Source organism: Paenibacillus castaneae, assembly GCF_002884445.1.
Lineage (GTDB): Bacteria > Bacillota > Bacilli > Paenibacillales > Paenibacillaceae > Pristimantibacillus > Pristimantibacillus castaneae.
On the sequence record NZ_KZ614144.1, the window covers coordinates 274736 to 291658 of the forward strand.

The 16923-nt window shown below is 42.6% G+C and carries 11 protein-coding genes and 1 pseudogene; 9 read left to right on the forward strand and 3 right to left on the reverse strand.

Annotated features, from left to right (window positions below; translation table 11 throughout):
- Positions 1–18: 18 nt before the first annotated feature.
- Together CEF13_RS01290 and CEF13_RS01295 are read right to left on the reverse strand one after the other, a co-directional pair.
- A pseudogene (locus CEF13_RS01290) lies at positions 19–1376 on the reverse strand (Nramp family divalent metal transporter).
- A 170-nt stretch (positions 1377–1546) separates the two neighbouring features.
- The gene (locus CEF13_RS01295) at positions 1547–1894 is read right to left on the reverse strand and encodes a hypothetical protein (protein ID WP_102709058.1); all 348 of its coding nucleotides are present in this window, start codon (positions 1892–1894) and stop codon (positions 1547–1549) included.
- A gap of 400 nt (positions 1895–2294) precedes the next feature.
- Here CEF13_RS01295 and CEF13_RS01300 point away from each other — a divergent pair, with 400 nt between their 5' ends.
- Positions 2295–4223, forward strand: a complete 1929-nt coding sequence (locus CEF13_RS01300) for a heavy metal translocating P-type ATPase (RefSeq protein WP_102709059.1) — start codon at positions 2295–2297, stop codon at positions 4221–4223.
- 255 nt (positions 4224–4478) lie between these two features.
- Entirely contained in the window at positions 4479–7964 is a 3486-nt protein-coding gene (locus tag CEF13_RS01305; protein WP_102709060.1) for a glycoside hydrolase family 2 TIM barrel-domain containing protein, read from the forward strand.
- On the opposite strand, the gene CEF13_RS01310 is transcribed toward CEF13_RS01305, so the two are convergent.
- Complete coding sequence (locus CEF13_RS01310) at positions 7955–9223, reverse strand: MFS transporter (RefSeq protein ID WP_102709061.1); 1269 nt, start codon at positions 9221–9223, stop codon at positions 7955–7957. The two genes, CEF13_RS01305 and CEF13_RS01310, sit on opposite strands and share 10 nt — an antisense overlap.
- A gap of 200 nt (positions 9224–9423) precedes the next feature.
- On the opposite strand from CEF13_RS01310, the gene CEF13_RS01315 reads away from it, so the two are divergent.
- From CEF13_RS01315 to CEF13_RS01345, 7 genes are all read left to right on the forward strand, one after another.
- Positions 9424–9786 carry a DUF423 domain-containing protein gene (locus tag CEF13_RS01315; protein WP_102709062.1) on the forward strand — a complete coding sequence of 121 codons (363 nt, stop codon included), beginning with the start codon at positions 9424–9426 and terminating at the stop codon, positions 9784–9786.
- A 664-nt stretch (positions 9787–10450) separates the two neighbouring features.
- Positions 10451–12118, forward strand: coding sequence for an extracellular solute-binding protein (locus CEF13_RS01320; protein WP_243864942.1), 1668 nt, complete (start codon positions 10451–10453; stop codon positions 12116–12118).
- Between the two features lie 136 nt (positions 12119–12254).
- Positions 12255–13172 (forward strand): ABC transporter permease, encoded by a 918-nt coding sequence (locus CEF13_RS01325; protein WP_102709064.1) that lies wholly within the window; start codon positions 12255–12257, stop codon positions 13170–13172.
- A 14-nt stretch (positions 13173–13186) separates the two neighbouring features.
- Positions 13187–14086 (forward strand): carbohydrate ABC transporter permease, encoded by a 900-nt coding sequence (locus CEF13_RS01330; protein WP_102709065.1) that lies wholly within the window; start codon positions 13187–13189, stop codon positions 14084–14086.
- Between the two features lie 19 nt (positions 14087–14105).
- Positions 14106–15008: an NAD-dependent epimerase/dehydratase family protein gene (locus CEF13_RS01335; protein ID WP_102709066.1), complete on the forward strand. Its 903-nt coding sequence runs from the start codon at positions 14106–14108 to the stop codon at positions 15006–15008.
- A 66-nt stretch (positions 15009–15074) separates the two neighbouring features.
- The gene (locus CEF13_RS01340; RefSeq protein WP_102709067.1) at positions 15075–15848 is read left to right on the forward strand and encodes a sugar phosphate isomerase/epimerase family protein; all 774 of its coding nucleotides are present in this window, start codon (positions 15075–15077) and stop codon (positions 15846–15848) included.
- An 82-nt stretch (positions 15849–15930) separates the two neighbouring features.
- On the forward strand, positions 15931–16893 hold the full coding sequence (locus CEF13_RS01345; RefSeq protein WP_102709068.1) for an NAD-dependent epimerase/dehydratase family protein: 963 nt from the start codon (positions 15931–15933) through the stop codon (positions 16891–16893).
- The last annotated feature ends 30 nt before the right edge of the window (positions 16894–16923 follow it).

Below are 16923 nucleotides of genomic sequence, written 5' to 3' on the forward strand. Positions count from 1 at the left end.
TGCCTTCTTATTATGAGCCTAACCTAAGTCATGACCGGTTATGATGATGTAGGCTACTAGGAAAATATTTAAAGTTAGAATGACAACAGTGGAAATCCAAGATAATACTTTAACCCATGTTCGGTTCGCGAATTCTCCCATCTTCCTCTTATCGCTTGTGAATAATACGAGTGGAATAACGGCAAAGGGCAATTGTAAACTGAGTACGACTTGGCTCCATAAGAGTAAATCCCCTGTTCCCCTCGACCCGGCAATCCATGTCACAACAAATGCGGGTACGACTGCTATTAATCGAGTAATGATACGGCGTAGCCAAGGGGAAATTCTTAAGTTGATAAATCCCTCCATCACAATTTGTCCTGCTAATGTTCCCGTTATTGTTGAATTTTGGCCAGAGGCAAGCAAAGCAACCGCAAATAATGTGCTTGCAATACCTACGCCTACAGTTGGGCTCAATAGTTCATAGGCTCCTTCAATTTCAGAAACATTCAAGCCGGTTCCGTGAAAAGCTGCTGCACCCAGAATTAGAATGGCAGAGTTTATAAAGAAGGCAACAGTTAGTGAAATATTCGAATCCCATATCGAAAACTTCAAAGCTTCTTTCCGTCCTTCTTTATTTCGCTTGTACTGCCTAGTTTGCACGATGGACGAATGCAAATAAAGATTATGCGGCATAACAGTGGCTCCTAAGATCCCCAAAGAGATAAACAACATCTCTGGATTTGTAACAATTTCAAACTTCGGTACATAACCGCCTAATAAGGCCGATATTTCTGGTTTTGAGACGATCACTTCAAACACGAATACAACGAATATGGTTGCCATTAGAACGAGGATGATGGATTCAATAATACGAAACCCTTTTTTCTGTAAAAGCAATAAAAGCAGCACATCCAGTGTTGTAATTAAATACCGAGCAATAACGGGATTCCGAATAGTAAATTAAGAGCGATGGCCGACCCAATGACCTCTGCTAAATCACATGCAATAATTGCAACCTCTGATAAAATCCATAAAATAAAAGATGTTTTTTTACCGACTGCATCTCTAGTCGCTTGGGCTAAATCCCGACCCGTCACAACCCCTAATTTGGCTGCCAATGATTGAAGCAACATCGCAATTAAATTTGAAATTAAAATAACGGATAATAAGGTATAACCAAAACGCGCTCCTCCAGCAATCGATGTCGCCCAGTTACCAGGGTCAACATAACCTACAGCCACTAAAGATCCTGGTCCGGCAAAAGCGAAAAATTTCCGCAAAAATCTCGCCTTGTCTGGAATTTTAATGGAGTTATTAACTTCCTCTAAGCTTACAGAGGAGCTGCTTCGCAGCCATCCCGTATCTCTCCTTGCTTGCTCAACTTGACCTTTCATTGTATTCTCACTTCCTCGCCATATTTATAATCTTTCCTTAGGCAAACATTTTTTGTAGTAACCAAATTTTATTCCTGAGGGAAACAAAATGCAAGTTTTTTTTTCGTCATTTTTTTGTATTTCAGCTTTCTAGAAGACGAGGCTAGAGTATCTGGCAAACCAGAGAAGATTCATTTATATTTTGCAATTACAAAACCAACAAGAACGATACATAATCCAACCCATGTTTTCCAAGAAGGAATTTCCTTCATAAACAGAAATCCCATTGCAATTGAAATGAAGATCTCTAATCCTTTTGATGTAGAAAGCACGTATGTTAAATTACCCAGCGCTTTATAACCCAATTTCACACCGTAACCAATCAGCATATTAGCAGTTAAAAACAAGGGTAATGTAATAAGTTGAAATTTAAACATTGACCAAAACGCTAGATCAATATGTTTGCTTTGATACGAAAAAGCAGCATTAATAATAGTTAATCCGCCAATAAGGCAAGCAAAGCTGTAGACATATACCATGAACCATATACCACCCTTCGGGAATCGTTGAAGAAATAACTACTGTTTTATGTAGTTATACGTATTTTGCCCGAAGTAAACATTTTTATATACGACCATAAAGGCAAGTTAATGCAAAAACCCCATGCAACTAGCCTACATGAACTATGATATTATCCTACTTCATAGAAGTTGCCTGTATACCAAAAAATTTGCCTAAGGCAAAAAATGGGGTTTACTTTATTGAAAATCTTAATTATAATGATTCTAAATAAAGTTTTTACCTGGTGCAAGATTTATGCACCAATACAAAAATAATAATCATTCTCAAATCCATGCTGTCCCTGAATTCAGGGGCAGCATGGGCTGTTTTAAGGGTAGTAACAACGATGATCATTCTCAATGAAAAGGAGTGTTTGACATGTCTCAAAGTACTGGTGTCGTTCAACGTACAGAACAAAGAAACACGACAGATAATCAAAAGAGGTTTTGGAATTGGATCGATCGTTACGGTGAAATGTCAGCGGCAATCGCGAGTGGCTGTTTGATTGGGCTTGCATGGGTAATAGCACATTTTTCATTTGATATTTCAGTTTGGCTTTATTTATTTGCCTATATCGTTGGTGGGTATGTTAAAGCCAGAGAGGGATATGTAACGCTTGTTCGTAAAAAGGATCTAGATGTGAACCTGTTAATGATTGTGGCTGCGATCGGTGCAGCTTGTATTGGTTATTGGGCAGAAGGTGCTGTGTTAATTTTTATTTTCGCATTAAGCGGTGCTTTAGAAACACTAACCATGGCAAGAAGCTCAAGAGATATATCCGCGTTAATGGAATTAAAACCGGAAACTGCTGTATTAATTCAATTTGGTAAGGAAAAAGAGGTACCTATAGAAGAATTAAATGTCGGTGATGTTGTGTTAGTCAAGACAGGAGAACGAATTCCTGCTGATGGTATAGTGAGAGAGGGGAAATCTACAGTAAATCAATCCTCCATTACAGGAGAGAGCATGCCAGTTGATAAAGCAGTTGGCGATGAAGTATTTGCGGGAACGTTAAATGGGGATGGAGCATTATTTGTCGAAGTATCGAAATCAAGTGAATCGACATTGTTTGCCAAAATCATTCAATTGGTCCAAGAGGCTCGAAACGAAATGCCAAAATCTCAACGCTTTATTGAACGATTTGAGCGAATATATGCGCGGCTCATTATTATTTCAACGGCAGCACTTGTCGCAGTACCTTATTGGCTGATGGGCTGGGATTGGAATACAACCTTTTATCGTGCTATGGTTTTTCTTGTTGTAGCCTCCCCCTGTGCCTTGGTTGCTTCGATTATGCCAGCTATGCTTTCCTCAATATCCAATTGCGCAAGGAAAGGATTACTATTCAAGGGCGGCTTGCATTTGGAAAATTTATCGCAGGTGAAAATGATTGCTTTTGATAAAACAGGTACTTTGACATATGGGAGACCGTTAGTGACAGACATTGTACCACTCCAAAAATTTACCGAATCCCAGTTGCTTCAAGCTGCAGCATCCATTGAATCTTTATCTACGCATCCTATTGCGAAAGCCATTGTACAAAAAGCAAATGAAATGTCAGTCATGCTAATACGGGCGTCTGATTTTCAAGCATTGACAGGCTGGGGAGTACAGGCCAAGGTGTACGGGGATAATTGGAGGGTTGGGAAACCAGGGATGTTTAGCGAGGATTTATGTACTCATCCCATTAAGTCTCATATTGATCAACTAGAGCAACAAGGTAAAACAGTAGTAGTAGTGGTCAATGCCATAGGAATAGCAGGAATTATTGCTTTGCAGGACCGTATCAGGCCCCAAGTGAAAAATACGATTACTCAACTCAGGAGGCTTGGCGTTCAGGTTGCTATGCTAACGGGGGACCAGAAACGAACTGCAGAAGCTATCGCTCATGAGGCTGGTATTGATCTGGTGTATGCTGAGCTTTTGCCAAATGAGAAGCTAAATATGATTAAACGCTTGAAAGAGGAATATAGCCATGTGGCGATGGTTGGGGACGGGGTGAATGATGCCCCCGCATTAGCTTCAGCATCCGTTGGCATTGCAATGGGTGCAGCAGGAAGTGATGTTGCACTTGAAACAGCTGATTTGGTACTCATGAATGATGATTTAGATAAAATAAAAGAAGCTATTGTGCTTGGTCGGCGAATGAAGCGGATCGTTAAGCAGAACATGGTTTTCGCAGTATTCGTAATTATTTCATTGATTCTTTCTAATTTTATAGTGGGAGTTCCCCTTCCGTTGGGTGTCGTGGGTCATGAAGGAAGTACGATTTTAGTCATATTGAATGGATTGCGCTTATTGCGCTAATCGACAATTAAAGATTAAATAACGTTACTGCGAATTGTGGTTGCATAGCCATGGTACACCTCTACAAATATCAGCAAAAGAGCGACCTCCTGAGGACGCTTTTTTTGCTTTTTCTAAATATGATTATTTATCGATACAGTTGTTATAGCCCATACCGATTATAAGTGATAAAATTATTTGTAAGCGTTTTAAATAAGAACGATGATCATTCATGTTTTACATTACGTTTTCCGATAAAGGAGACATCAATCAATCATGAGGAAGAAACAGAAGTTTAACAAGGGCTGGTTATTTTCGAAACAACCGCTTCATTCGAATTTCGAGTCGGTATCCCAAAGTGATGGCTGGTACGATGTGACGTTACCCCATGATTGGTTAATTTATGATTCTAATCGCTTGTACGAGAATGGCGATGGTTGGTATAAAAAGAGTTTCGATCTAGCGGAGCTAGACTCTCATCATATGTATACACTCTATTTTGAAGGCGTGTATATGAATTCAACGTTGTATGTAAATGCTCATAAAGTTGGAAGCTGGAGTAATGGGTATTCTAGTTTTGAAATGGATATTACCCCTTATCTAATTGAAGGTACGAACGAGGTTTATGTTCAAGTCATTCATGAAGCGCCTAATTCTCGTTGGTACTCTGGAGCTGGCATTTATCGCTCTGTATGGTTGAATACATATCCTGCATCACATATTGCTCCTCAAGGAATATATGTGTCTACTAGCAGAGAGGCGAATAACTGGCAAGTACATATCGATACAGAGGTTGTGGTGGAACAATCGGTTAATTCCTTAGCCGAATACAAGCTGCGACACCGTGTTATTAATGAAGACGACTCAGTAGTTGCACAAGCTGAGGTTCCATTTATGTCTACAGAAGGACAAATTAGATCTACTCTAATAGTCGATAACCCATTAGTGTGGGATATTATTGATCCTCATTTATACCGATTACAAACAGAACTACTTATAAATGATAGGGTAATCGATAGTGAGCATGTGAATTTCGGTTTTCGAACGATCATTTTTGATCAAGAAAAAGGGATGTATCTAAATAATCGACATGTAAAACTAAATGGTGTGTGTCAACATCATGATTTAGGCAGCCTTGGGGCAGCTGTCAATAAGGTGGCTTTGAAGCGTCAATTCATTCTACTTCAAGAAATGGGAGTTAACGCTATTCGGACAGCGCACAATATGCCTGCAGTTGAGCTTATGGAGCTGGCCGATGAAATGGGAATGCTGATCGTTTCGGAGGCTTTCGATATGTGGGAACGGCCTAAAAATACTTACGATAATGCTCGGTTTTTCCCGGAATGGTGGGAGAAAGATGTTGCAAGCTGGGTACGCCGAGATCGAAATCATCCTAGTATGTTGATGTGGAGTATTGGGAATGAAATATACGATACACATGCTGATGAGCGTGGACAAGAAATAACGAGAGCATTACTAACTGCTGTAAAACGCCATGACCCCAGGGAAAATGCAGTGGTTACCATTGGTTCTAATTATATGCCTTGGGAAAACGCGCAGAAATGTGCGGATATCGTGAAGTTCGTTGGCTATAATTATGCTGAGAAATATTATGAAAACCATCATAAGGAACATCCAGATTGGTTTATATACGGCAGTGAAACATCCTCTACTGTACAAAGCAGAGGAATATATCATTTCCCACTCTCACAATCTGTACTATCTGACGATGATGAACAATGCTCATCACTGGGCAATAGCTCGACAAGCTGGGGAGCTAGAAGTACAGAGAGCTGTATTATTGCGGATCGAGATGCCACATTTTCGTTAGGCCAATTCATATGGACAGGCTTTGATTATATCGGAGAACCTACACCCTATTTTACGAAAAACTCCTACTTTGGCCAATTGGACACAGCAGGATTTAAGAAGGATTCCTATTATATTTATCAAGCGGAGTGGACGGATTACAAGAAAACTCCAATGGTACATATTTTCCCCTACTGGGATTTCTCTAATGGACAAATGATTGATATTCGTGTGTGCTCTAATGCTCCGAAAATTGAATTATTTTTTAATGGCCAATCACTAGGTGAATTTCACATTGATCATTTACATGGACAGAACCTTCTTGGCGAGTGGAGACTACCGTATACAAAAGGTGTATTGAAGGCCATAGCATATGATGAGAATGATCATGTTATGGCAACGGATGTCCAACGCTCTTTCGATGATGCTGCAGCCGTTATTCAAACACCTGATAAAACAATCATGCATGCAAATGGATCAGATTTAATCTTCGTTGAAATAAGTACAAATGACATTGAAGGCCATTATGTAGCGAATGCCAATAATCGAGTATTTATTACGGTTGAAGGACCTGCGCGTCTTGTAGGCTTAGATAATGGCGATAGTACAGATTATGACTCCTACAAAGCCAATCATCGTAGATTATTTAGTGGCAAGCTGCTCGCTATCATTGCCAGCACGGACGAGCCTGGTACGATTGTCGTTACGGCAAGATCTGAAGGGCTTACAGCTAGTAAGCTTACTTTATCATCCGTTGCTTATTGTGATGCAATTGAATCATCGGATGAGATAGCGTTATACAGCTATTCAGCTATACATGAGGCCGAGCAAGAAAGCAGCCAACAAGAGCAGGCTCAATATGCAGAACGTGTAATTGCAGATGAAATTCCTGTACGCAAATTAGAAATAATTTGTCCGGAAGGCCATTCATTCTCAATTGAGAGAAAAACGCTTCCTATTCGTGTGAATATTAAACCAGCTCATGCCACTTATCAGGATGTGGAGTGGAAGGTTACGAATGCAGCAGGCGTGGAATCCAATATTGCGACTATTCATGCTCACGGTCAGGAAGCTATTGTAACAGCACTTGGGGACGGCAAAATCTACATTCGATGTGCAACCAAGAATGGATATGACCAAATAAAGCTGTACTCCCTATTAGAAATGGATATTCAAAATTTAGGGCAAGCCTATATCAATCCGTATGAGTTCGTATCGGCAGCTTACCATAGCGATAAAAGCAGTAATTTAACAAATGGCAATGAACGGGGAATGGCAACATCAAGAGATGGCGAGAGTATTATTTGTTTCGAGAAAATTGATTTTGGCCAATATGGCTCGAATGAAATTAATCTTCCTATCTTTTCATTGGATAATGAGCAGTTTCCAATTGAAATATGGGAAGGTACTCCGGGAGATGACCATGCTGCGCTGCTTACGATTGTCTCCTATCAGAAACCTTCCAAATGGAATCACTATCAGGAAGAAACGTACATTTTGCCGAAAAGATTAACGGGAGTAACAAGCATCTATTTCGTACTGCGTCGTAAAATCCATCTTAAAGGCTTTCAGTTCAAGAAAGAATTGAAAGGATTGGAACGATTAAGTGCACTTGAGCACAATGAAATCTATGGAGACTCCTTCACCATTACTTCAGATGCGATTGAGCAAATTGGCAACAATGTTTCTCTCGTTTTTCGTGATATGGACTTCGGTTCAAATGGTAGCCGCAAGCTGATTGTGCATGGACATTCACCAATCGAGAATAACACGATCCATGTGCTTTTTAATAATGAACACGGAGACAGTAAACAATTGGTTGAATTCAGCTACTCGGAGGGCTACTGTGAACGTGAGTATATGATCGATGAAGTGAAAGGACTGCAAACGGTCACTTTCGTTTTCCTTCCAGGTAGTCAGTTCAATTTCAAATCTTTCGAGTTTCAAGAGTAATGTGTGAATGCGGACGACCGCTTCTCACGAAATAACATAAAGAAAAGCATAGATGCGGTGACATACAACATGCCAGTAATGCTGAACGTAATGGCATATCCCCAATAGTAGCCATAGGTACTAATCAGATGAGAATGAATAGGGCCCATTGTTGCCCATCCAAGCATGAAGGCCGTCTGCATGCAGGAATTGGCGAGGCTTTGCTTTTTGGCAGAAACCCGATCAATGAGAACAGCTGACTGAAGCGGGTTGGCTGCATTCATAAGTGCTTGTCGGAATAAAAAACTGATAGAAGCGACGAGCAGTAAATTTGTGAAGCCTGTTAATAACAAGAAGGGGAGTGAAAGGGTCTGGAATATAACGATCGCTTTCACTTGCCCGACTCGATTGGCGAGCGAAGGTCCAATAAGCATGGATATAATGGTCATGACTTGGCCTAACGAAAGCAATAAGCTCATTAAGCTAAGCGATATCGAGAATCGATTGGTGAAATATAAATTTAAATAAGGAACGACAAGTCCAGATCCAATGCCGATCAAGAGCTGTATAGAGGCGAATTTAACTATAAAAGACAGTTCACCCTTCGATTGCGCTGGCGAGTTCTGAGTCGGATATTTGTTAACAGTAGTATCGCTTTGCTTTCGGATAATGGTTGATTCTCTTATAGCTTGCAAGGGTAGAAACGCTGCTATGATCGCTAAACTTCCTACAAGTAAAACCAGTTTAAATGAGAGCAGCTTATTCAACCCTGCGGCCTGCATAACATCTACCATTACACCTCCGCCCAGGCTTCCTGCAACTTGGGAGGCGAGCACAAACGCAGAATAGATGCTGAATATGCGCAATCGATCGGCTTTATTTATATTTTCGGCAAGGAAGGGAATGGCGAGTACTTGGAAAATAGCAGCGAATAAGCCAGTCAGAACAGCCATCGTTAGTAGACTGCTCTCTGACTCGAATAAAGAGCGGCCGGCCAGTACGATACCGCTGCATAGAGCGCCTATTACGAGCAATCGCTTGCGACTGACGCGATCACCAAACAACCCGATAGGAATGAAGCATAACGCCGTTGCGAGTGATTGCATACTGACGATTTTACCGCTCATGGCGTCGGGGTAGCCAAGTTCGTGTATGTACAAATTGTATAGAACAGAGAACATGCCTGTACCAATTTGATATAACATGTTCGCTAGAAAGAATAGACGAATATTGCGGGACCAGCCTTGCCACTCCGTGGCGGTAGATTGAATGAATTTCATGTATACGCCTCCTGATGCTATCCAAACAACCTTACTATTCTCGTAACTGTAAATCAATCGAAAATTGTTGCTCAGATGGGTGATAATGGAGAGAAAGTCAATTGTAATGAAGGGGACAGCCATCTATGAGACTAATTTCCTTCCCGGATGAATCATGATATGCTGAACATAGGAATTGAAAGATAAGGTGAGGGATGTACATGCAAGCATTTGTTACGCTTGGCTGCATTTTTATGGTTTTGGCGGTCGGAATTGGTGCGTTCGGTGCACATGCTTTGAAAAGCAGAATAACACCAGATAAGTTGAAGGTATATGAGGTTGGTGTGCAGTACCATATCGCACATGCTCTAGGTTTAATTTTGATTGGGCTGCTTGTGAATCAATATCCGGATGCTCAAATCATCGTGACAGCAGGCTGGTTTCTGGTAGCGGGAATTATTCTGTTCTCGGGAAGCCTATATGTGCTAAGTATTGCAAAAGCTCGTTTTCTTGGTCCTATTACACCGCTGGGCGGCCTCTCTTTTATGATTGGATGGGCGCTTGTCGTTGTGGGTCTCCTTTAGGAGATTACCATTTGGGCTCAATTCTTTTCGCTTCATTACCCATCATGGAACAACCCGACCTCATGAGGTCGGGTTGTTTGGGTTTTCTGGCATGTGATAGAAGCGGATGGAAATAGGATTAGCGTCAGGTGAATTCAGCAAAATAATTCGTTCGATATTGTATTCTGAAGTTATAACATAAACACGTGTGCATAAAATAATGATTATCAGACCATACAAAAAGATTTATACTAATTATGTAAATAAAGGATTGACAGCGCTTTAATACGCAATGTATCATGAGTACATAAACGCGTGTTTATTTAAGTGGATCTCCTGAAACGCACGACAAAATCATGAAGGCCATTCACGACGTATATTAAAGAGGTTATGATTGCATGCAGTCTGGTTACGAGGCTCGTGTTGAAGGATCTAAATTTTTTTATTTCATAATAAGAGCGTGTTCACAAACTGCTGCGTATGAATGGATTGCCGCAAATGGTGTACATTAGCGCGGAATGTACGCGCATTCATAATAAGTCTGGATTATCGGTTAGGGGCTTCAGAAACGCTGAAGGCCAAGGAGTCTGTTGTTCACCGCTTCAATACACCCTTAGTTTTAACACAGCGATAAAACGCTGTGTAACAATAGCGTTAAAAAAGGGAGGAATTGTAAGTGAAAAAGATGAAGTCCAGAAGCGTTCTGCCGCTCGCTCTGGTAGTCGTGCTAGTTGTGTTATGCATTTCAGCCTGTGGGAAAGCCTCCACGGAGTCCGGTGGAAATACCGGCACTTCCCAGGAGAAAATGGATTCTGTTGGGAAATACGAGAATCCAATCACAATGACATGGGCCGTTCAGACTGCAGCAGCTTCGAAGCTCCTTGATAACGAAACATATGAAGATAACCGTTGGAGCCGCTTGATCAAAGACAAGCTTAATATCAATCTCAAGGTTGCTTTCTCTGCCGACAGCAGCACCGACGCATACAAAAATAAGCTGAATGCCATCATTGCTTCAGGCGACCTTCCGGATGTTTTCAAAACGCAGGATTCCAATGTATTCCTTCAGTTAGCAAAGAATGGACAACTGGCCGATCTTACCGATGTTTTTGAGAAATATGCATCAGATTCGCTGAAGGCCTATAAGGAAAGATTTGCTGATTCGTTCAAAGGCGCTACGATAGACGGCAAGCTTTACGCCATACCGCGCATGAACGATAACTTCCACGAGGCTCCGTTCCTTTGGATTCGTGAGGACTGGTTGAAGAATACGAATTCTCAGCCTCCTAAGACAATCGAAGAAATGGTCGCCCTTGCCGAGAAGTTCGCTACTGGCGACCCAGATGGCAATGGTATTAATGGCGACACGTATGGACTTGCCCTCAACAAGGATCTCATTAGACAAAATCATGGCAGCATTCTTGGTTTGGTTTCCGCTTTCGGTGTCCCCGGACGTGATGAGAGTATGTTCTACCGCGACGAGAATGGCAAGATGACTTTTGCTTGGATCCAGCCTAACGTGAAAGAGGCGCTTAGCCTATTGGCCGACATGTATAAGAGAGGCCTTATTAATAAAGAATTTACTGCTAATAACGAATCCGCACTTATTGAAGATATAACGAGCGGGAAGATCGGTATGGCTTATGGAAGTAACTGGGGCACATGGTATCCTTACAACAATGTTTACAAGAAGGATGGCGTCATTGTACATCCATATGCTATTCCTACAAAGTCCGGTTATGATTACAAAATGGGCATAGAGAGCAACGCAGTTGGCCAGATGACGATGGTCAGCGCGAATTTCAAGCATCCCGAAGCGGTCATCAATATGCTCAATCTGTACGATGAGACTGTCAACTACAAAACGAAAGAGGACTATCTCAAATACTGGGCGGATGAGCAATACAGGCTCTCCCCTATATATATCGATCAACCGGGTGAGGTTTACGCAGTTGATTTGCTGAAAGCCTTAGACAAAGGCTCCTCGGAAGGCCTAGCTCCGGCTGCCAAGCCTTTATATGATTATATTGTAGGCTTTGAGGATGGATCTCTTGCCAATGACGATAATGCGTTTGGCACTTGGGGCCAAATGTCCAAGTCAGGATCTCTGCCGATCGTATTGAACAAGTACATTCCTGATAATGCGATCGTTCAGAGTATCCTGGGAATTGAAAGACCTGAAGTGTGGCTGACAAACGTTGCTTCACTGGATACGCTCACGATAACAGCGTTTACCTCTATCATTACGGGGTCTAAGCCAGTCGATTATTTCGATACCTTTGTAGAGCAGTGGCTGAAGGCGGGCGGCCAGAAGACTCTCGACGAGCTTGATAAGATGTATCCGGCCAAATAGGTCATTAGACGGCGGCGGGCAGGGTCCCGCCGCCGTTCATTCAAACGAGTTATGCCGCCATCAGGCGCTGTGTCTATTCGAATGGTTGGATCGCAACAGGACTTGATCCGAATCAATGACAGGTGGTGAAAAGCTGATGTTCGTAAACCTGAAACGAAAAGATAGGTTGTTAAGAGATCTTCCCTTGTACTTCATGCTGCTTCCTGCAGTCGTTCTGGTGGCTATTTTCAGCTATGGCTCCATGGCCGGCGTCATCATCGCGTTCCAGAAATTTGTTCCGGCAAAAGGTTTGTTCGGAGACCAGCAATGGGTAGGTTTTCAAAATTTCGTTACGTTATTTTCTGTGCCCAATATAGGGCTGGTCATTCGAAATACGGTCATTATTGCATTATTTAAAATGATTGCAGGCGTCATTGTTCCAGTTGTGTTTGCACTGCTGCTCAATGAAGTTAGGAGTATGTTAACGAAGCGGATTTTCCAGACGGTGGTCTATCTGCCTCATTTCCTGTCATGGGTCATATTGTCCGGTGTCCTTATTAACCTACTATCACCGAGCGAAGGTATTGTGAATATATTCCTATCCAAGCTTGGAATGGAACAGATCTTTTTTCTTGGTGATCCGGATGTATTTCCAGCAACGATGGTAGTGAGCGATATCTGGAAGGCTTTTGGATTCGGGTCGGTCATATACTTGGCCGCTCTTACAAGCATTGACCCTTCACTTTATGAGGCGGCAGTTATCGACGGCGCAAACCGTTGGCGACAGACATGGCATATCACTCTGCCCGGGATTTCATCTATTATAGTGCTGATGAGTGTGCTTGGCCTTGCCAATATCCTCAACGGCGGCTTCGATCAGATCTATAATATGTACAGCCCTGTTGTCTATTCCACCGGCGATATTTTGGATACATTTGTGTTCCGGCTTGGTATTGAACAGGCTCAATACTCGCTCTCTACGGCTGCAGGTCTGTTTAAGTCAGGCGTATCATTGATTTTCATCGTTGGGTCTTACTACTTAGCTGACAAATTCACCGGATATAGAGTTTTCTAGTGGAGGACAGAACAATGAAAATAAAAACATCCATCCCACGTAAAATTTTTATTGTGTGTAATACCGTTTTCTTGTTGATTATCGCATTAGCATGTATAGCGCCGTTTATTAACCTTCTGGCGGTATCCTTCTCCGACAAAACGGCAGTCGCTGCAGGAGAGGTTACCTTTTTCCCAGTCGGCTTTACAACAGTGTCATATGAATTTATTACGAATACATCGAAGTTTTTCGTGTCTCTCCTGGTCTCGCTGAAGCGGACTGCCATTGGCGTGCCGGTCAATCTGCTATTGATTATCCTGACTGCGTATCCTCTCTCCAAATCAACAAAGGATTTCAGGGCTCGGAGTATTTTCTCATGGTTCTTTGTTGTGACCATACTATTCAACGCAGGCTTGATTCCTACCTATATGGTGGTGAGAAATACCGGGTTAATCGATTCAATATGGTCGCTTGTATTGCCAGGCGCACTTCCGGTTTTCAGCATGTTGGTCGTCATGAACTATATGCGCAGCCTGCCGAAGGAATTGTTGGAAGCGGCGTATATCGACGGCGCAAGTCATGTGCAGACGCTGCTCAGAGTTGTTTTGCCAGTCTGTACGCCCACGATCGCGACAGTAATGCTGTTTTCGGTTGTAGACCATTGGAATAGCTGGTTCGACGGCATGATCTATATGAACCATATTCAAAACTATCCATTGCAGACTTACTTGCAAACGGTTGTCGTGAATCCAGAGGAATTTATGCGCAACAACACCGATCTCGGCGGTAATTTATCCAAATATCTGTCGATGGTTAGCGCCCGCACTACAGGTGCAGCGCAAATGTTTTTAGCGATGATACCAATTCTGATTATCTATCCGTACCTGCAAAAGTATTTCACAACCGGGCTTGTGATGGGCAGCGTAAAGGAATGATCAAAGAAGGAGTGGGAAAATGAAAATATTTGTTACTGGAGGTACCGGCTTTATCGGTTCGTATGTCGTCAAGGAACTGCTTCAGTATGGTCATGAGTTGACACTCCTGGCCCGGAATACGAGCAAAGTTTCAGGATTTGTGGGACATGAACAGATCCGTTTTGTTTCGGGACAAATGGATAGTTCCGACGCTATCGCTAAAGGGCTTGCGGGGCAAGATGCATGCATCCATGTTGCGCTCTCGTGGCTGGACGGAACAGCGGAGGAAACGTTAGTACATGAAACGATGCCCTCTGTCCGCCTGTTCCAGATGGCTGCGGAAGCGGGAGTGAAAAAAATCATTTATACCTCGTCCATTGCAAGCTTTGGATCGGCGCCCAACAAGGATAGTGGGTTTATAAAACCCAATTCGTATTACGGGGCCACTAAGGCGGCTACAGAGGCTTATCTCATGGCAATAGCCTCTCAGTATCATATTCAGGCAAACATCGTGCGGCCGGGTTACACCTTTGGCAATCCCTGCATAGAGGGCGGGCATCTCTATCCTGACCGTAAGATTGTAAATATGGTAGAAAGCGCCCTGAAGAATGAACCGATGTCTTTTATTAAAAACGACGGTACGCAATTCATCTGGGGAGGCGACTTAGCCAAAGTATACTCCTCTTTGCTCCATTCCGATGAACTGGATCGCGGCTATTATACTGCTGTGAGTACTGAATTCCGTACATGGGCTCAGATAGCGCAAATGGCCGTAAGCCTTCTTGGTTCCAAAAGCCAAATTTCGTTGGAGGACAAGGGGCGTCCTGAGCCCGAGGCCATGCCAATAGATGTCTCAGAAATTAAGAGTACATTTGGGTTTGCTTTCAAAGCCGATGAGTACATGAAGCAGCATATTCAATACTTGAGTACATTAGTTAACTGAATGGATCGTTTACATCAATAACAATATGGGCTCAAGATTGCTTGTCATCATTTAAGGAGGAATCATATGTCTGACTTTTCAATTGGATCATGGTCATTTCATGCGCTGTTCAATTCTGGGAAAATGAGCTTGTTTGGTTATTTGGAGAGCTTAAAGTATCGCTATCATCTCCGTCATGCAGATATTTGGAACGGAATGCTGCTCTCTACGGAGGATGATTATATCCAGAGCATTAAGGATACGTTGGTTGAAGAAGGAATGACGGTCGCGAACCTTGCAGTGGATGGTGCCGACGTCTGGAATGACGATCCCGCTGTTCGTGAACGAAACCATCAAAAGGCGCTCTTGTATCTGGATATCGCACGCAGGTGGGGAGTTCAAACTTTGCGGATCGATATGGGGATAAATTCGGTAGAAATGTCCGATGAACAGTATGAATTTTGTGTTAGCCGATACCGGGAATATGTGCAATTTGCCAATGATCATGGTTTCCTGGTTGGTCCACAGACTCATCAGCAAGCTGCCCAATCTCCTCGAAACTTGGAGCGTTTGAATAATGATATTTCTACGCCTGGGTTCGGGATTATACTCAATGTCAACCGCTGGCTTAAGGACAAGGAAATCGGAGACGAGATTGTAGCGCCCTTCACGATTCATGCCCAGTTTGATCGGGCGTTCGTGGATTTTACAGGATCGGAGCTGCGTCATAAGGTACAACTATTGCATCAAGCGGGGTATCAGGGATGCTGGTCCATGGAATTCCGGGGCGGAGCAGATGAATACTTGGAAGTTGAGCGTGATTTGATTGATATTCGACAAGCCGTAAGGTCGATAACTTAGCCAAAAGGATATAGTCATCAGGTAAATCCCAATTATTTTAGTCGATAAACAAAAGGGTGGAGGGATTGCTATTAAAATTTTTATGACTGGCGGTACCGGCAATATCGGACAAAATGTTACGAAAGCATTGCTTGCAGCAGGACATGAAATCAAATTGCTTACCCGCACGCCGGACCGGATTCCTTATTATCAAACTCTTCCGAACGTAACCCTTGTAGAGGGTAACATTCTTGAACTAGACGTAATGGAAAAGGCACTTCAGGGCTGTGATGCTGTTATACATATCGCGCTTGGTTGGGGCAATGATCCAGTTGAAATGCTTGAGCGTGATACGAAAGTTACGCTCTTCTTGGTAGACGCAGCAGAAAAGGCAGGATTGAATAAATTTATTTATACCAGTTCTACTGCTGCAATGGGTGCATTGCGTGATGGTATGGACGAATCGGCGCAGCTGCTTCCGGATAATCTGTACGGTGCAACTAAAGCAGCTTCCGAAATGTATTTGATGGGCTTTAATAGTTATTACAATGGCCAGGGTGTTAATGGTACCCCGACCCAAATTGCAAGAAACGTGATCCGTCCAGGCTACATTTTCTCAAACCCTGCTTATGAAGGCGGCGCATCACAATCTGATGTTCGTTTCTTAAACATTGCCAAAGCGGTTCTTCAGAATGAAGACCTCACTTTTAATAAATTCGATGGCACTCAGTTTCTTTCGGGTAAGCAGATTGCAGAGCTTTATGTGAAACTGTTAGAAAGTGACTTCAATAACGAAACCTTTATGGCGCTCGGCAAAAAAATTGTTTCTTGGACAGAAATTGCCCAGATTGCAATCGATTTGACCGGTTCCTCCAGTAAAATTATTGTTCCGAATGCGGATGAAGAGCGTAAACCTTCCTATTATAATGCAAGCAAAATGGAACGAGTATTCGGATTATGTTTTGAAGGTGATGAAGATCTCAAAGATCATATTCAGTGGAACATAGATCGTGCACGCAAATTGGCTGCTGGGGAACCGGTACATGATATATACCACGTATGGTAAGCAGCATCTTACAAATACGCTTATAGGAGG

Bases quoted from the DNA above. Each gene is read 5' to 3' on its own strand.
- CEF13_RS01315 (WP_102709062.1), top strand. From the start codon at position 9,424: ATGCAAGCATTTGTTACGCTTGGCTGCATTTTTATGGTTTTGGCGGTC.
- CEF13_RS01305 (WP_102709060.1), top strand. From the start codon at position 4,479: ATGAGGAAGAAACAGAAGTTTAACAAGGGCTGGTTATTTTCGAAACAA.
- CEF13_RS01345 (WP_102709068.1), top strand. From the start codon at position 15,931: ATGACTGGCGGTACCGGCAATATCGGACAAAATGTTACGAAAGCATTG.
- CEF13_RS01320 (WP_243864942.1), top strand. From the start codon at position 10,451: ATGAAGTCCAGAAGCGTTCTGCCGCTCGCTCTGGTAGTCGTGCTAGTT.
- CEF13_RS01335 (WP_102709066.1), top strand. From the start codon at position 14,106: ATGAAAATATTTGTTACTGGAGGTACCGGCTTTATCGGTTCGTATGTC.
- CEF13_RS01340 (WP_102709067.1), top strand. From the start codon at position 15,075: ATGTCTGACTTTTCAATTGGATCATGGTCATTTCATGCGCTGTTCAAT.
- CEF13_RS01295 (WP_102709058.1), bottom strand. From the start codon at position 1,894: ATGGTATATGTCTACAGCTTTGCTTGCCTTATTGGCGGATTAACTATT.
- CEF13_RS01330 (WP_102709065.1), top strand. From the start codon at position 13,187: ATGAAAATAAAAACATCCATCCCACGTAAAATTTTTATTGTGTGTAAT.
- CEF13_RS01310 (WP_102709061.1), bottom strand. From the start codon at position 9,223: ATGAAATTCATTCAATCTACCGCCACGGAGTGGCAAGGCTGGTCCCGC.
- CEF13_RS01300 (WP_102709059.1), top strand. From the start codon at position 2,295: ATGTCTCAAAGTACTGGTGTCGTTCAACGTACAGAACAAAGAAACACG.
- CEF13_RS01325 (WP_102709064.1), top strand. From the start codon at position 12,255: ATGTTCGTAAACCTGAAACGAAAAGATAGGTTGTTAAGAGATCTTCCC.